General features: G+C 42.5%; 12 protein-coding genes. 3 read left to right on the top strand and 9 right to left on the bottom strand.

Translation table 11 applies throughout. The features are described 5' to 3' along the window. Positions 1–270: 270 nt before the first annotated feature. Genes PARA125_RS08555 through sctU form a run of 9 tightly spaced genes read right to left on the bottom strand, consistent with a single transcriptional unit; the run spans position 271 to position 9,845 of the window. Positions 271–1,554 (bottom strand): DUF4910 domain-containing protein, encoded by a 1,284-nt coding sequence (locus PARA125_RS08555; RefSeq protein WP_249274304.1) that lies wholly within the window; start codon positions 1,552–1,554, stop codon positions 271–273. Positions 1,555–1,565: 11 nt separating this feature from the next. Continuing rightward, positions 1,566–2,387: an AAC(3) family N-acetyltransferase gene (locus PARA125_RS08550; protein WP_213158470.1), complete on the bottom strand. Its 822-nt coding sequence runs from the start codon at positions 2,385–2,387 to the stop codon at positions 1,566–1,568. Between the two features lie 11 nt (positions 2,388–2,398). Then, positions 2,399–3,163: an SDR family NAD(P)-dependent oxidoreductase gene (locus tag PARA125_RS08545; protein WP_213158469.1), complete on the bottom strand. Its 765-nt coding sequence runs from the start codon at positions 3,161–3,163 to the stop codon at positions 2,399–2,401. Further along, positions 3,120–4,382 (bottom strand): class I adenylate-forming enzyme family protein, encoded by a 1,263-nt coding sequence (locus tag PARA125_RS08540; protein WP_213158468.1) that lies wholly within the window; start codon positions 4,380–4,382, stop codon positions 3,120–3,122. Before PARA125_RS08540 ends, PARA125_RS08545 begins: the two co-directional genes overlap by 44 nt. Then, positions 4,372–4,818 carry an acyl carrier protein gene (locus PARA125_RS09865; RefSeq protein WP_249274303.1) on the bottom strand — a complete coding sequence of 149 codons (447 nt, stop codon included), beginning with the start codon at positions 4,816–4,818 and terminating at the stop codon, positions 4,372–4,374. Before PARA125_RS09865 ends, PARA125_RS08540 begins: the two co-directional genes overlap by 11 nt. Positions 4,819–4,855: 37 nt before the next feature. Beyond that, a complete protein-coding gene (locus PARA125_RS08530) occupies positions 4,856–5,326 on the bottom strand; it encodes a CesT family type III secretion system chaperone (protein WP_213158467.1) in 471 nt (156 codons plus the stop codon). A gap of 28 nt (positions 5,327–5,354) precedes the next feature. Next, positions 5,355–6,539, bottom strand: coding sequence for an HrpJ domain-containing protein (locus PARA125_RS08525; protein WP_213158466.1), 1,185 nt, complete (start codon positions 6,537–6,539; stop codon positions 5,355–5,357). Positions 6,540–6,582: 43 nt separating this feature from the next. Then, positions 6,583–8,742 (bottom strand): type III secretion system export apparatus subunit SctV, encoded by a 2,160-nt coding sequence (gene sctV / locus PARA125_RS08520; RefSeq protein ID WP_213158518.1) that lies wholly within the window; start codon positions 8,740–8,742, stop codon positions 6,583–6,585. Positions 8,743–8,774: 32 nt separating this feature from the next. Then, the gene (sctU, locus tag PARA125_RS08515; protein WP_213158465.1) at positions 8,775–9,845 is read right to left on the bottom strand and encodes a type III secretion system export apparatus subunit SctU; all 1,071 of its coding nucleotides are present in this window, start codon (positions 9,843–9,845) and stop codon (positions 8,775–8,777) included. 275 nt (positions 9,846–10,120) lie between these two features. Here sctU and ychF point away from each other — a divergent pair, with 275 nt between their 5' ends. The 3 genes from ychF to PARA125_RS08500 all read left to right on the top strand — a co-directional run bounded on the left by ychF (position 10,121) and on the right by PARA125_RS08500 (position 14,655). Next, positions 10,121–11,215 (top strand): redox-regulated ATPase YchF, encoded by a 1,095-nt coding sequence (gene ychF, locus PARA125_RS08510; protein WP_213158464.1) that lies wholly within the window; start codon positions 10,121–10,123, stop codon positions 11,213–11,215. Between the two features lie 18 nt (positions 11,216–11,233). Next, positions 11,234–12,385: a THUMP domain-containing class I SAM-dependent RNA methyltransferase gene (locus PARA125_RS08505; RefSeq protein WP_213158463.1), complete on the top strand. Its 1,152-nt coding sequence runs from the start codon at positions 11,234–11,236 to the stop codon at positions 12,383–12,385. Between the two features lie 512 nt (positions 12,386–12,897). Next, positions 12,898–14,655, top strand: a complete 1,758-nt coding sequence (locus PARA125_RS08500) for an ABC transporter ATP-binding protein (RefSeq protein WP_213158462.1) — start codon at positions 12,898–12,900, stop codon at positions 14,653–14,655. Positions 14,656–14,903: the final 248 nt, after the last annotated feature.

Raw genomic sequence — 14,903 nt, 5'->3', positions numbered from 1 at the left:
CGCGCCCTCATATGTCTAATTGTATAAAAATTATTCAAAAACGCATGATTTTCTTTATTTGAAAAAAGCAGTTTAGATTTAGGGGCTTTAAGCAGCCGTAGGCTAGTCTAAAGCTGCCATCCAGCTGCCGAGAAATCCTACTGATTTCTGTATTGATGGTGTTCTATCTGATAGCTATTTCAAAAAGCATTGACGGCTTTCAATCATAATTGCCTGCTGCCTTAATTGGGGCCGGCGGGTTCTGTTCGCAGGCAGGTGACCGAGCTTCTTTTAAATAAGCTCAATTAATCCCTTTTCTTCCCACTGCTGTAAATATTGGAACACGAGGTCTACACGGGCTTGAATTTTTGCGGCAATTTGTTCGATAAAGCATTCTTGAGGCATAATGGGAAGCAAATCCATTAAAAGGCGGAGTTTTTTCTGATCTTCCTCTATAGCTATCCCAAAGGCGCGTTGGCCAGGCTCCACATAAAGATTGTAATCGGGATGGGCAGTAGCGATAACGCCAGAAAATTTTTTGCGCATAAAAGTTTGCCGATCAAGCGTTTCGATTGTTTCTAGGAGAACAGAAACCGATTCATCTAAAGCTTCTTGATTAATGATAGAAAGATTATCTAAATCGGAATGGTATTCAGGATAAGGAAAGCGAGAAATACTCGACATAGGAATTCCATAGCTTTCCCAAATCATCTCATCATTGCAAATCACACTGCGAAAAGGACCTTCCCGAAAGCCGGCTTTATTTTTAAGGAGCTTTGCTAAAGTGTTCTCTAACTGACTTTTTCCCTCATGGGAGTGTTGCAGAGCCAGGGGCGTGTTTGATCCTAGCATCTCTAAAAAGATGGATTCGAGCACATGATTTTTCGTCTCAGGTGTTTTTCCTAGATAATAGGCTGATCCCACAATCTCTTGAACGAGCACGAGCTTATAGGAGAATTTTGTTTTTTTAGGAAGAAGGCGATGAAATAGCTCCACTCCTACTGCGACTCCTGCTAGATCGTCGTTAGCCATGCCTCCATGGTCGAGGTGGGCCACAAACACAAAGGTTTCAGGATTTTCTCCCACATGGGTATGTTCGGCAACTTTTAAATACCCTTCTGACTCTTGGGTGAAGAGCTTAACTTCATACAGCCCTTCGGTTAATGAGTGATAGAAATCTTGCGTGACACAAAATCCCCAATCCCTATTCCAGGGGCGATAATTTTGCCTGAAGTGGTAGGGAACGGCTTGTGGGAATCTAGCATCAAAATGTAAATGTTTTTTCAACTCCTCCAAAGAAATGGTTCCACAAAAGCTAGAGGATAATCCGATGACATTTAGAGGGGTTTTCGATTGAAAAAGGCATTGTCCCTCTTTCCAAATTTCTCCCTTTACCAAATCCCATTTGGGGGGAATGACCCAGCCATTGAAAATTTCATGGGGGGTGTAAGTGTAAATTTTTAAAGGGATAAAAGAATGAATATAATCGAGACAATAGTCATAATCGGTTGAACAAAAATTGCGATTTTTTTGCCAAAGTTCGCAAATCAGTTGGTAGGCTAGTGAGTGGGGCATGGTTGTTTCCGTTATTTGGGGATCCCATCACAGGGGATCTGCCCTGCAATAAATTGGGGAGGGGCTTTCAGAAATGCGTAAATGTTATTTCCTAAATATTTAATCCCTGCTTGGTAGGCATCTTCAGCCGAGACAGATAAGATATTTCCTTTTCCTACAGCTACTGAGCGGGCTAACCCTGTACGTAAAAGATGGCTTTCAAAAGGTTTTAAGTCATACTCAATGCCATAATTCAAATAGCGCACAGCGCTTACAGGATTCCCCGGGATTGGATTACCTCCTCGCGTAATGGGGTAAGGATATACCTTAAAGTAGAGGTGGGGTACGCCCACTTCTTGTTCAAGATGGTGGACATAGGTCATTGTTTCCATTCCAATCCCTATAAAAACCAGTTTGGCGTTCAACATTCTTAAACGATGCCAAGGAGAATTGACGCCATAGCCGCTAAGAGAATTGCTGCCTGCGATGAACTCGGCGTGAGGCCCTAAGGCCGCAATGCTTTGCAAGGGATTAGTGCTGCGTACTTTTCCCGGTAAAGTGCAAATGTGGGCGCTGAACGCCCCTAAAGATTTGGAGACGGGGGAAAGCTCAGTATCAAAGGGGATGCCATAGCGGGCATACTCATAAAAATAGGCGGGAACAGCGATCGTTCCTTTTTCACCTAGCACGTTTTGAAAAGCGCGAAGATAAAAATTTAAGATGGATTCACGGTTTCTGGCTTGCTCAGGAATTCCTAAACGTAGCAAATCACTGTGGACAAGAACCACATCGCCTTCTTTTATGCCAAGCTGTTTTAATCCCTTTTGCATTGTTTCATTGTTCAGCTGTGTCATAAAATTTTCCTTTAAACTGAAAGTCCGCCATCCACTGCGATTGTTTGGCCGGTAATAAAGCTTCCTTTTTCAGATAGCAAAAATTCGACAAGAGGAGCGATATCTTCAAACTCAGCTAGCCTTCCCAGTGGAGTTCTTCGCACAATGGTTTGTTGCTGCTCAGGCGAAAGAGAGGAGGAAAGGTCTGTGAGCATATATCCAGGGGCAATGACGTTGACGGTGATCTGTTTAGAACCGACCTCTCTGGCTAAACTGCGTGCCATCCCTTCTAAGGCCGATTTTGTGGAGGAGTAAACCGCCAATCCTTTTGCTCCTCGAGTTCCTACGACAGAGCTGATGGAAAGAATTCTACCCGGAACTTGGCAGACAAGCATGTGGCGCAGGCATAAGCGTGTTAATAGCAAGGCTCCTGTTAAGTTAACAGCTACCATCTTTTCGATTTCAATTTCAGGCAGAGTGGCAAAGACGCCGTCAATAGCCACGGCAGCGTTATTGATCACTCCATAAATCCTTCCTTGGCGAGAAATCGCCCGTTCACAAAATTGTTGAAGCTGCTCAGGGGAGGTGTTATCGACAGTGGCAAAATGGTAGTGATTGGGGTAAAAATTTTGTAAATGCTCGACCTCAGGGGTTAAATGGCGACTAAAGGCACTGACTTTATAGCCTCGATTTAGCAAATATTGGGATAAAGCGAGCCCTAAACCTTTGGAACCTCCTGAGAGGATCAGATGTTTAGAGGAAACCTCTGATTTTTTTTCCGTTACTAGAGATGGCAAAATGGTCTACCCTCCGAATGAGATGGGGAATTTTATATTCCTCTAAAATTTTTCTTAGTTCTTGTTTGATTGCTGGGGAGTCAAATTTTTTAGATGACCGCATTTTCACATCTGCCACGATTAAAGAGCCGACGATCGGGCTTTTTCTCGCATACACTAGGCTATCTTCTACATCTTTAAGACTATTGATGGCTTGCTCTACTTCTTCTGGTGAAATTTTTCGCCCTCCGCTATTGATGCGACCATCTTTTCGCCCGACAAAATAAACGCGATCTCGTTCGATCTCCACTAAATCTCCTGTGGGGATCCATTGATCATGCACGCTTGAGGTATTTAGATAGCCGTCCATTCCCTGAGGAGCTAATACTTCTAATTCATTTTCCTCAGTAATGCGTAAGAGAGCTCCTTTTTTTTCATTTTGATTTAAAAATGAAAGTGGAAAGCCCGCATCTCGATCTGACACTACAATGGCGCTTCCCGCTTCTGTAGAGGCATAGATATGGGTTAGACGTTGGGGATGAAAGAAGGCCCCAATGAGGTCGATCGTTTGTTGATCGACAATTTCTCCTCCCAGGGTGGCTTGTAAGAGCTTAGGTGGCTTAATAAGGGGCGGCCACGCGGCTATTAGCATCCTCCAAAATGTGGGAGTTGCGGAAATAATGGAGACTTGATGCTCTAACATCCCTTTTGCGATCTTCTCAAAATGATGATCGTCATAATACAAACTCCCCTGGCTATTTAACGCCGAAAAAAAGACTTGTAGCCCGGCATAAGACCAGGGGGCATAGCTCAATAACCAGGTTTTTTGGTAGAGATAGGATGGAACAAGGTGTGAAGGAGCTTGGATAGCATCCCATCTATGTAAGGCAATTTTGGGCTCGCCAAGTGTACCGGAAGTAAAAATCCCTAAATGCGGTGCAGGAGTTTCTGTTTCTGGGCGAGAAAATTCAATGGAATTATCCTCGCTTAAATAAAGGGAAACCGGCCATTCGTGTAATAACCTTTCGATCTGCGTCTCGCGAATAACTAAAGGAGATAAATAGAGAGAAATTTGAAGCTCTCTTGCGGCAATGATAGAAGCGAAAAGGGATAAAATATTTGAAGTTCTAACTAAAATGGTAGAATGATGGCTGAAAAGAGCCTTATGCTTGAGAACATTTTCTTCAAACGTCTTTAATGAAACGGTTTGGTCAGGTAAAAAGAGAAAATCAGAGGTCATAAAGCTTTGCTAATTCCTCAACGGTAGAAAAAGGGATAAACCCATTTTTAAATGGATCCTTGCCAAATTTTTCTTCCAATTTTACTACGGCAATTGCCAGATCGAGAGAATCGAGGGAAGTATCTGCTAAGATTCGGGTATCTGGCTTTAAAGAAGAAGGGGACTTTTGTTGCTCTTGCATAACCTCTAATAAAGTTTGGATGACCAATTCGATTGTTTGTGACGACGGCATTGCAGCTCCCTCTGACATTAACTGAGTATATGGCACTATAATTTTAGGAATTTTTGCTGTCAACCCGGGCTTGGTTTTTTCTTGTTGATTTTCAGACCCTTTTAGCTGGCTGGTTAAGCTATTTTGAAGAAAAGCAACAGTTACCTTTTTTATGCAACAAATCCTATGGTTGAGGTCCCCCCATTTCTGTGCATCTTTTTGCATAAAACTCAAAGTTTAGGCTGTCGACTAGACGGTGCCGCTACGGCCTAAGACCAAACATGCCGCCCCCTCCACTGGAAAAGCTAGATGCTCCTAAAATGGAAGGAATATCCCCTCTTTCGACAGCGTTTTTCCAAAGAATGGCTTTTTCTTTAAAAGGCATAAGGAAAGCGATGATTTTTTCTCCGGTGAGATCTTGCATAGGGAGTGTACCAAAAAGGATGAGTTGATCTGATTGCTTGCTATAAGCAAAAGTTCCTATGCGAGGTTCTGGCAACCCATTGGATTTAAGGGCTTCTCGGAAGACATTTTCCCGAAATTTACTGGGAGGGATTGACCCGATGGAGGTTCCCACTATTAACCGCTCTCCAGGTGCATCTCTTTCAATTTGGATAGAGACACCTTCTTTAAATTTAATCAGGCAAGAGTGGTTGCGATCGGCGTATAGATCGCCTATGTGCAGTTCTTTCCCCACTTCGGCAAGTAAAGCATCAAAAAGATCGGATACCATAACACACCTCAATAACCGTTGGAGTTTTTTATTGCTTATCCTCTTCTTCTTCTTTTTCTTCTTCCTCTTCTAACTCGTCTTCTAAGTCTTCTAAAGCCTCAATAATAGCTAAGAGGAGTTCATCGCGGTGTTGAAGCGATTTATAAATTTGGTGCATGGCAACTTCCCGAACTGCATCCCGAAATTGGCTGAAAGCAATAATTTTTGCTAAAATCCAATCTTCAATCCCCAATTTAACGGCCCTTTGTAAAACTTTATCCGCTGAGGGGTAACGTTCAGCAGCTAGCGACATGAATTGTTTGGCCATCATCTCGAAAGTCAACTGTTCGGGGAAGTCTAATCCCTCTTTGCTAAATAAACTATGCATAAGATGCATGCGGCCTTTGAAGAAGCGATAAACGCCTAAAATGGCTTGAAGAGAGCGGGTTTCCGTGATAAGTCGATGCAATTGCCCACGAGCAATTGAGGGGCCTTTAGATTTTAAATCACTTCCCAGGGAGTGTAATAAAAAAGAAACCACCTTTTTAAGTTCGTTGAAAGGATAACGTTGGGAGAGTTCTTGAAATAGGGTAGTAGAGTCTCGAGGCGTACCCGTAATATCTCGGTACATATCTCTTAAGGTTGTAGGGGTTCCTAAGCCTGCGTCTGCAGCTTGACGCGCTTGTGCGCTAATATTTCGTCCAGCAGCAATTTCACGCTCATTATCCTTATTAAACTGTTCTTTAAGCTCTTTGATTTTTTGGTAGAGCTCTCCGTCGGTTGTTTCAAGGAGGAATTCAAGCGCTTCGTCTGCCAAGGAAACGTCGGGATAAAATTCCAAAATCTTGCGTAAAATATCTTCTTTAGAATCATCCGGTTTAATTTGTTCTCTTAAGAGAACGAGGATCTGAGCTTTAAGCTCTGGATTTCTTCCCTGGAATTGCCCGGCGGTGTCTTTGATCGCTTGAAGGGGAAGCAACTTCTCTGCTTTTTCCCCCATTTTTCCCGACTTTTGTATACGGCCGCGTTGAGCGGCAAGAGGTTTCTCTTTTTTAGATAGGCGGGCGGCGAAAGGATTGGTAATTTCCTTTTGTGCTTCCTGAAACGCTAGGTTACTATCTGCCCGCTCTGCAGCAAGCTCTTGTTGCGTTTCTTGCTTGACATTTTCCATTGCCTTTAGCGTCACATTGATCCGGCTTTCAGAGAGTCCTTGCTGAATATTCCAATCGGCCATGCGAATCTCCAAGGTTCAAAAATAAGGGCTTAAAGCTGTCTCTTTATGTCAGTTGGATGCGTCCTAGGGGTTGAATACGGATTTCGGGTACAATTTCTTGATAGGAAACTACAGAAATATCGGTAAATTCCATTTCTATCAATTTTCTAACAAAGCGTCTAACGTCAATCGCTGTTAATAAAACAGGGGGTTGTCCTCCTGGAGGAGGAGGAGCAACTGTGGTGCGCACACCTTGCAAAATCAGCTGAACGGAGTCTGGATCTAGAGCAAGGTAAGACCCCGCGGAAGTTTGTTTAATTGCCCCCCGCACCATATCTTCAATTTCTGGATCTAAAATATAAACCGAAAGTACAGACTGCCCCTGGGAATATTTATAGCTAATATACCGCTTCAATGAGGAGCGCACATATTCAGTTAAAAGCACTGTATCCTTTTCTGTTTGGGCCCATTCACTTAAGGATTCGAGGATCGTTCTTAAGTCTTTGATGGAGACCTGTTCCTGAATGAGACGTTTGAAAATATCGGTCATTTTTTGCAAAGGGATTAAACGCGTAACTTCTTTAACAAGATCGGGGAACGATTTTTCCACAAACTCTAACATCGACTTGACTTCCTGAATTCCTACAAATTCATTGGCGTAATTGCGGAAAAAATAAGAAATATGCAGGATCATCACTTCTAAGGAATTCCAGTATTTAACACCCGCCTTATTCAACAATTCCATATGCTTATTTTCTACCCATAGGGAGGGAAGACCTAATGCACTTTTGTAGGCTGTGTAAGGAAGATTGTAGCGTTTGAGGTTCTCTTCGCTTTCGTTGGTTAAGACAAAACCTTCTAAAACTTTTCCTTTAACGATCGGGACTTCATTTAAATGGATAGAGTACTCATCTTTTTCTAAAATAGGGGAATCTGTTCTGACGTGCACCCCGGGAAATCTAACCCCTAGATCAGCGTACAAAGCTTGGCGCATTTTCGGGATCATTCGATCGATAAAGCTTTGCCCTTTTTGGGCTTTTTGGATTTCCAGACTTAGGCCAGCTCCGCATTCTAATACGACGGGTAAAGTTAAAGCATAGCTATCTATGCCTCCTCCGGAAATGACTTTATGTCCTTGCACTCCCACATCGACCGTCGAAGTGTTTGCTGCAGAAGAGATCGTAGCTCCACCGGCTCCTCCGCCCGATTCGATTTTTTGCTTCTCCGAAACCCACAAGGAATAACCTAAAAGCCCTAAGGCTGCCGCAAAAAACATAAAGGGGGGCTTGGGAAATCCAGGAATAGCAGCCATACCCATCAAGAAGGCAGCTGAGATGAGGAGGGCTTTGGGCTGTTTTAAGATCTGCCCAGTGATTTCACTACCCAGATTGCTTTCAGTTTTATCACTGGATACGCGCGTGGTGACAATACCCGCTGTAATGGAGATTAATAAGGCGGGAATTTGAGAAACGAGACCATCCCCAATCGAAAGGAGTGAATAAGTGGTAACAGCGTCCATAGCGGGCATCCCATTCAGGGTCATCCCAATGATCATACCGCCGATAATGTTAATGAGTGTGATCACGATACCCGCAATCGCATCTCCTTTAACGAACTTCATGGCGCCGTCCATCGCACCATACAATTGGCTTTCTTTCTGGATGGCTAAACGTTTTTCGCGGGCTTGATTTGAATCTAAGATACCTGCGCGCATATCGGCATCGATACTCATTTGTTTACCAGGCATCGCATCCAAGGTAAAGCGCGCAGCTACTTCGGCCACTCGCTCGGCACCCTTGGTGATCACGATAAATTGCACAAGGGTAATAATAAGAAAGATCACTCCACCGACCACAAAATTACCGCCCACGACGAACTGGCCGAACTGGAAAATAATATCCCCCGCGTTTGCATGCAGCAAGATCTGACGAGTGGAGGCAATATTTACCCCCAAGCGGTACAACGTTGTAATCAGCAGCAAAGAGGGGAAAATAGAGAGGTGGACGGCGCTGGGAATGTACAACGCCACCATCAAAAGAGCAACTGAAGCAGTTAAGTTTAAAGCGATTAAGAAGTCAATAATATGCGGATTAACGGGAATGATGATCATTGCCATAATAGAAATGATCAAAAGAGCTAAAGCAATGTCACTCGAGCGGGAAATGGTGTCTAGCGATCTTTCGCCTCCCAATCTGCTCGTTATACCGTCGAGAATTCTACGTATTAAATCCATTTTTTTTTGTATCTCCAGTATGGCTACTTTTCTGTATATTCGTACTGAGTATCTGTATTAAGAGCCGCAACCCAGCGTAAAATTTCAGCTATCAATTCATAGGTTTCTTCCGGGACAAACTCATTAACATCTGCCTCTTCCCACAAAGTACGGGCAAGTTTAATATTGCGAACTACAGGCACATTAAATTCCTTTGCATATTTGACAATTCGCTCTGCCATTATATCTTCCCCTTTAGCCATCACAAAAGGCGCAGCATCGAACTCTTTTTTATAACCAATTGCGATAGCTAAGTGTGTCGGATTAGTGACAACAGCTTGGGCACGCTTTACGGCTCCCCCAGGCCCTTCTTGATAGGCAATTTCTTGTGCAATTTGCCTTCGCTTACTTTTAATGTGAGGATCACCTTCAGAGTTTTTATACTCTTGTTTAACCTCAAATTTTTCCATTTTCATTTCGTTGGCGAAACTTTTCCTTTGGTAGATGAAGTCAGCGACGGCAATGATAATGAAAAATAACCCCACTTTAATGACCACTTCCATCAAAAAGGTGTAAAACACCATTAAAGAGGCGTCAATAGGCAATGACACGGCTCTTATCAAAACAGGCAAACTTTTCCACATCACATCGTACACAATGTAGCATGCGATTGAGATCTTGATGATAGACTTGAGAAGTTCAATCAGGGTTTTGAGTTTAAATTTCGCCTTTAAGTTGGAAATAGGGTCAAATTTCTTAATGTCAAATTTAAAAACTTCTAATGCAAACATCGGGCCAATTATCAAAAAATTGATTAAAACACCGATCACACTGACTATCCCGAGCACGGGAATAGAAGTGATAAAAATTTCTGTTAAGCCTTGGAAATAGAGATCGGGAATTGCTGTATCTAAGCTGCCTTTTGCAATTTGCTGAAACGCCATAACTGTAAAGCTGCCTAAATGATCAAATAGAAATTTACCGGCAGCTAAAGTGACCCAAATGGATACAATAAAAGTAAAAGCTGAAGGCAAATCCTGCGACTTTGCCACTTGCCCTTTATTGCGCGCATCGCGTAACTTTTTAGGCGTCGCCTTTTCGGTTTTTTCGCCCATAGTATGGCTCCCATTCTCAAAAAAATTAAGGATTATATATTTTTTTTGCAAATGTATGCAAAACTATCCATTCATAAGCAGGATTAAACTCTAATATAGTTTACTTTCAGAGGGGCGTCAAGGAAAAATTATAGGGATTACTATTAGATTGAATTATTATAATTCTTTGAGTATTATTAGCAAACTATTAACAACGGAAGAAGGAAAAAGTGCTTCTTGCGCCTCTGTCTGAATCCGGCTAGCTGTTAAATAAACTCCTTTAACTTGAGCGACTTATGGCTAATCTTTCCTGTGGAATTGTCGGTTTACCCAATGTAGGGAAATCCACCCTTTTTAACGCGTTAACTGCAAATAAAGCTGCAGCCTCTAATTATCCCTTTTGCACCATTGATCCAAACATTGGAATTGTGGAGGTTCATGATCCTCGTCTAAAAGTATTGGCTGAGCTCTCCCATAGTAAAAAGATCGTTCCAGCAAGCATGCAATTTGTGGACATTGCAGGTTTAGTGGCAGGCGCTTCTAAAGGGGAAGGTCTGGGCAATAAGTTTTTAGCAAACATTCGGGAAACTGATGCGATTGTGCATGTTGTGCGTTGTTTTGAATCGACCGACATTGTGCATGTTTCAGGAAGCGTAGATCCCATTCGAGATATTGAAGTGATTAATGTAGAATTAAGCCTAGCCGATTTGCAAATGGTTGAAAATGTGATAGGAAAAGTTGAAAAACAGGCTAAAAGCAATAAAGATTTTGTGCCTGTTTTGGCTTGCCTGAATCGTGTGAAAGAGCACTTAGATCAAGGGAAGTCTGTCAGAACGTTGGATTTAACCCAAGAAGAAGTTGAATGGTTGAAACCCTATCCTTTTTTAACGGCAAAAAAAGTTCTTTATGCAGCAAATATTGCCGAATCTGATTTAGAAACGATGAGCAATGCGTTTGTAGAAAGCGTTAAAAAATACGCAGAAGCGGAAGGAAATCGGGTCATTACCATCTGCGCGAATTTAGAAGAAGAAATTGCCCAGCTTCCTCCTTCAGAACAAGCGGAATTCCTTGAAAGCTTGGGTTTAAAGCAATCGGGATTGCAGCGCCTTGTAAAAGAGTCTTTTAGCATGTTGGGGCTGATTACCTTCTTAACGACAGGGGAGATGGAGACGCGCGCGTGGCCAATTGTGAAAGGGACTTTAGCGCCTGAAGCAGCCGGTAAAATTCACACCGATTTGCAAAAAGGATTTATACGGACGGAAGTTGTTACCTATGGCGACATGACCCATTACCAAGGGCGGGCAGGAGCTCGCGAAGCGGGCAAGGTTCGGGCAGAAGGAAAAGATTATATAATAGCGGATGGGGATGTTGTCATCTTCATGCATAATTAATGAGGAGAATGAGCAGCGATGGGTTATCAAAACCTTGACCCCACAGAATTGTTTGTCACATGTGCACAAGGCCTTGAAGCCCTTTTAATGGAAGAATTGCAAGAGCTTGGCTATGAACACACCCATCCTGGTTTTCGAGGAGTTTTTGTTAAAATCAGCGCCTTAAGTGATGTTTACCGGATTAATTACAATTCGCGCATAGCTAGCCGAGTATTATTTCCCATTGCCATCTTTAAATGTTATGACCAAAAAGCTCTTTATCGAGGAGCCTCGCAGTTTGATTGGACTTCTTTTTTTAGGAGAGGAAAAACTTTTGCCATTGATTCTAATGTGAATCATCGGTTGATTAGAAATAGTTTATTTGCCGCGCAGGTTGTTAAAGATGCAATTTGTGATCAGCTGCGAGAAAAATTGGGTGAGCGGCCAAATGTGGATGTCAAAAATCCCGACATTCAGCTCAATTTATTTATTCAAGGCAATGTGGCCACTTTAAGCTTAGATACTTCTGGAGTGCCTCTTCACAAAAGAGGTTACCGTTTAGATAGCGTAGAAGCGCCTATGCAGGAAAATTTAGCAGCGGCTATCTTGCGATTAGCCAAATATCGGAAAGAGGACATTTTATGCGATCCTTGCTGCGGATCCGGAACTTTGCTTATTGAGGCTGCTCTCATTGCCTCGCAAATCCCCCCTGGCTTTTTGCGTAAAGAGTGGGGTTTCATGCGATTTCCTGAATTTTCTGCTTCAGACTGGCTTAAAGTTAAAATGGAGGCCGATCAAAAACGGCAGCCTTTAGCAAAGGGGCATTTTTGGGGGAGGGAAATCAATAAAAATGCCTTACGTGTTTGCAAAACAAATATGCGTGCAGCAGGCTTTTTAAGTGAAATCGACATTTCTCAAGGAGATTTTAGAGAATGGACACCTCCTATTCTACCCAATTTGCTTATTACCAATCCCCCTCACGGAAAAAGGCTTGATTCTGCAGAAGTGCTGCGCCCGCTCTACCGTTCGATTGGTGATTTTATGAAACAAAAAATGGCTAAACCTGCTAGAGGTTTTGTTTTCACCGGAAATTTAGAATTAACTAAAGAGGTGGGCCTGGCGCCGAAACGGCGCCACGTCCTGCATAGTGGAGGGGTAGAGTCCCGGCTATTGGAATTTGATGTGTATTAAAGGCAGTAGAACAAGGATTCTTCCTATTAATCAACTCGTTCCGTAGTTTATAGAAAAAGGAAGGCAAACCTATACAGCTCTAATGGAACTTATCAGGCATTGCCCTTTAATCTCGCTCTCTCCTAACCTTTTTTACAAAGCTGCTTTGCTGCGAGGCCTGAGCCACCTCGCTTAATTCTAGCATCGTTGCTGTCCCAATGCTTCAGAAGCAAACTGTCCAAAGGCGGTCCCCTTAGATTTTAAAGGAATAGGGGCGTTTTGCTGCCAGAAGGAATGGTGAGCCTCTTAAAATTTTTCTAAAGGTTTGAATAGCTTGTATGGATATTGCCTTTAAACTTCTCCCTTGAAGTTAATGAAAAAATCCTGAAAATATTAAACCAATCGCTTTTTGCAAGTGGTTAGCGCGATAAATCAACGTGCTTACTACCGCCCACAAACTGGAAGCTAAATTCGCGCCTAAACCTCTCAAAAATTCAGAAAATAACAAAAAAAAGAAACCACAAAGAAAAAAAATGTCGTCGATCCCTAACACATTGCCCAAATTTTTATGGTATTTTGCTAGGAGGTATAAGCTTTGTCTCTCGGGTTTTGTCCTGGTGGCGATCTATTGGGCAAGTAGCCTTTCTCTCAAGCCCTATGCGATGAAATTAATTATTGATCGGGTTTCAAATTGCCAGAATCCAGAATCCTTATTTTCGGCTGTTATCTTTCCTGCTCTCCTCTATGTTGGCTTAAATCTCCTCATGGGATTGATTTTTCGTTTTTATGATTGGCTAGTCCTTAGCACATTTCCAGAAATGGAAATGAGGATTTCTGAAGAAATGTTTGGATACGTTGAAAAACACTCTTATAGCTATTTTCAGCAAAATTTCGCTGGAAGTCTTGGGAACAAAATCAATGATATTTCTAAGGGGACAGGAAAAGTGATTACCCATCTAATCGATCATTTCTTGGCTTGCACTTTAGGATTGATTATCGGGATGATTACCATGTTTCTTATACACCCCTATTTTGCCTATTTAATGTTTGCCTGGAGCGTTATCTTTATCTCCGTATCCCTCCTCCTCTCCAAAAAAGCCCAAAGCTATTCAAAAATGTTATCCGAAGCGCGCAGCACCGTGGTGGGAAAAATTGTCGATAGCATAGGAAATATATTGAATGTCAAGTTGTTTGCTCGGGAAGGATACGAAAATCAGTATTTGCATAACTATTTAGAAAAAACAGCGAAAATAGATCGTCAGGGACAATGGTACCTATTGAAAGTAAAGTTTTTTTATATCCTTTCTATTGCCTTTTTAACTGCTGCTATGGTGGGAATTTTAATTTACGAACGCTCCAAAAATAGCATTACGGTCGGTGACTTTGCCCTAATTTTAACCCTGAACATGTTTCTGATTGAACTAGTATTTTTTATCGCCAATCAGCTCGTCCCGTTTTCCGAGGTAGTAGGAACTTGCCAACAAGCCCTGTCCATTATCTCCACTAAACATGAAATCGTTGACATGCCTGGCGCGCGGCCTCTCCAAATCTCAAAAGGACAAATCGTTTTTGAGAAGGTGCATTTCCAGTACAGAAAGGGGCAAAGGATTTTTTCGGATAAGTCGATCATCATTCATCCAAGAGAAAGAGTTGGCTTAGTAGGATTTTCAGGGAGTGGAAAGAGCACTTTTGTAAACCTTATTCTCCGCTTTTTTGAAGTAGATTCTGGGAAAATATGGATTGATGGCCAAGATATCAAGAGTGTCACCCAAGAGTCCTTACGAAGCCAGATTGCCCTGATTCCTCAAGATCCCTTGCTTTTCCATCGTTCTCTTGCCGAAAATATCGGCTATGGTCGCCTTGGCGCAAGCATGGAAGAAATCGTGGAGGCTGCTAAAAAAGCGCATTGCCATCAATTTATTGAAGAACTCCAGGATGGATATCAAACGTTAGTTGGCGAGCGTGGAATCAAATTATCCGGAGGGCAAAGGCAAAGGATTGCTATTGCTCGAGCCATTCTAAAAAACGCCCCTATTCTGATCTTAGATGAGGCTACCTCCTCCTTAGATTCTATTACGGAGAATGACATCCAAGAAAGTCTCGCCCTTCTGATGCGAGAGAGGACGACCCTGGTCATTGCTCATCGCCTTTCTACGTTGTTTCATATGGATCGCATCCTGGTATTTAGCGAGGGAAAAGTGATAGAGGATGGGACGCATGCCGAATTACTAGGCTTAAATGGCCCTTACGCTAAGCTGTGGAGCATGCAGGCTTATAGCGGGACAATATAGCAGAGAAATGGGGGATAGAAAAAAGCCTCCATTGCCATTACAATCTGATAAGTTCACCTCAGTCGGGGTTCATTCCTTTAAAAAATTAAAAGCGGCTTGCCTGCAAGCTTCAAAGTCGTTATTATCTTTGGCCAATTCGGCTACTATTTAAGTGACATAGGTAAAGAATGGGCGATCTTAAGATCCATTAGGTTGAATTGTTTACCGCTCTGCTATTCAAGCTTAAATCCTACTGAGCGGCTATGAAA

Origin of the sequence: Parachlamydia sp. AcF125 (assembly GCF_018342475.1) — a bacterium.
GTDB lineage: Bacteria > Chlamydiota > Chlamydiia > Chlamydiales > Parachlamydiaceae > Parachlamydia.
Note: the sequence above shows the minus strand (reverse complement) of the source record. Positions and strands in the feature narration are given on the sequence as shown.

Coding starts and splice junctions, on each gene's coding strand:
- PARA125_RS08540 (WP_213158468.1), bottom strand. CDS start 4,382: ATGACCTCTGATTTTCTCTTTTTACCTGACCAAACCGTTTCATTAAAG.
- PARA125_RS08525 (WP_213158466.1), bottom strand. CDS start 6,539: ATGGCCGATTGGAATATTCAGCAAGGACTCTCTGAAAGCCGGATCAAT.
- PARA125_RS09865 (WP_249274303.1), bottom strand. CDS start 4,818: ATGCAAAAAGATGCACAGAAATGGGGGGACCTCAACCATAGGATTTGT.
- PARA125_RS08530 (WP_213158467.1), bottom strand. CDS start 5,326: ATGGTATCCGATCTTTTTGATGCTTTACTTGCCGAAGTGGGGAAAGAA.
- ychF (WP_213158464.1), top strand. CDS start 10,121: ATGGCTAATCTTTCCTGTGGAATTGTCGGTTTACCCAATGTAGGGAAA.
- PARA125_RS08555 (WP_249274304.1), bottom strand. CDS start 1,554: ATGCCCCACTCACTAGCCTACCAACTGATTTGCGAACTTTGGCAAAAA.
- PARA125_RS08500 (WP_213158462.1), top strand. CDS start 12,898: ATGTCGTCGATCCCTAACACATTGCCCAAATTTTTATGGTATTTTGCT.
- sctU (WP_213158465.1), bottom strand. CDS start 9,845: ATGGGCGAAAAAACCGAAAAGGCGACGCCTAAAAAGTTACGCGATGCG.
- PARA125_RS08550 (WP_213158470.1), bottom strand. CDS start 2,387: ATGACACAGCTGAACAATGAAACAATGCAAAAGGGATTAAAACAGCTT.
- PARA125_RS08505 (WP_213158463.1), top strand. CDS start 11,234: ATGGGTTATCAAAACCTTGACCCCACAGAATTGTTTGTCACATGTGCA.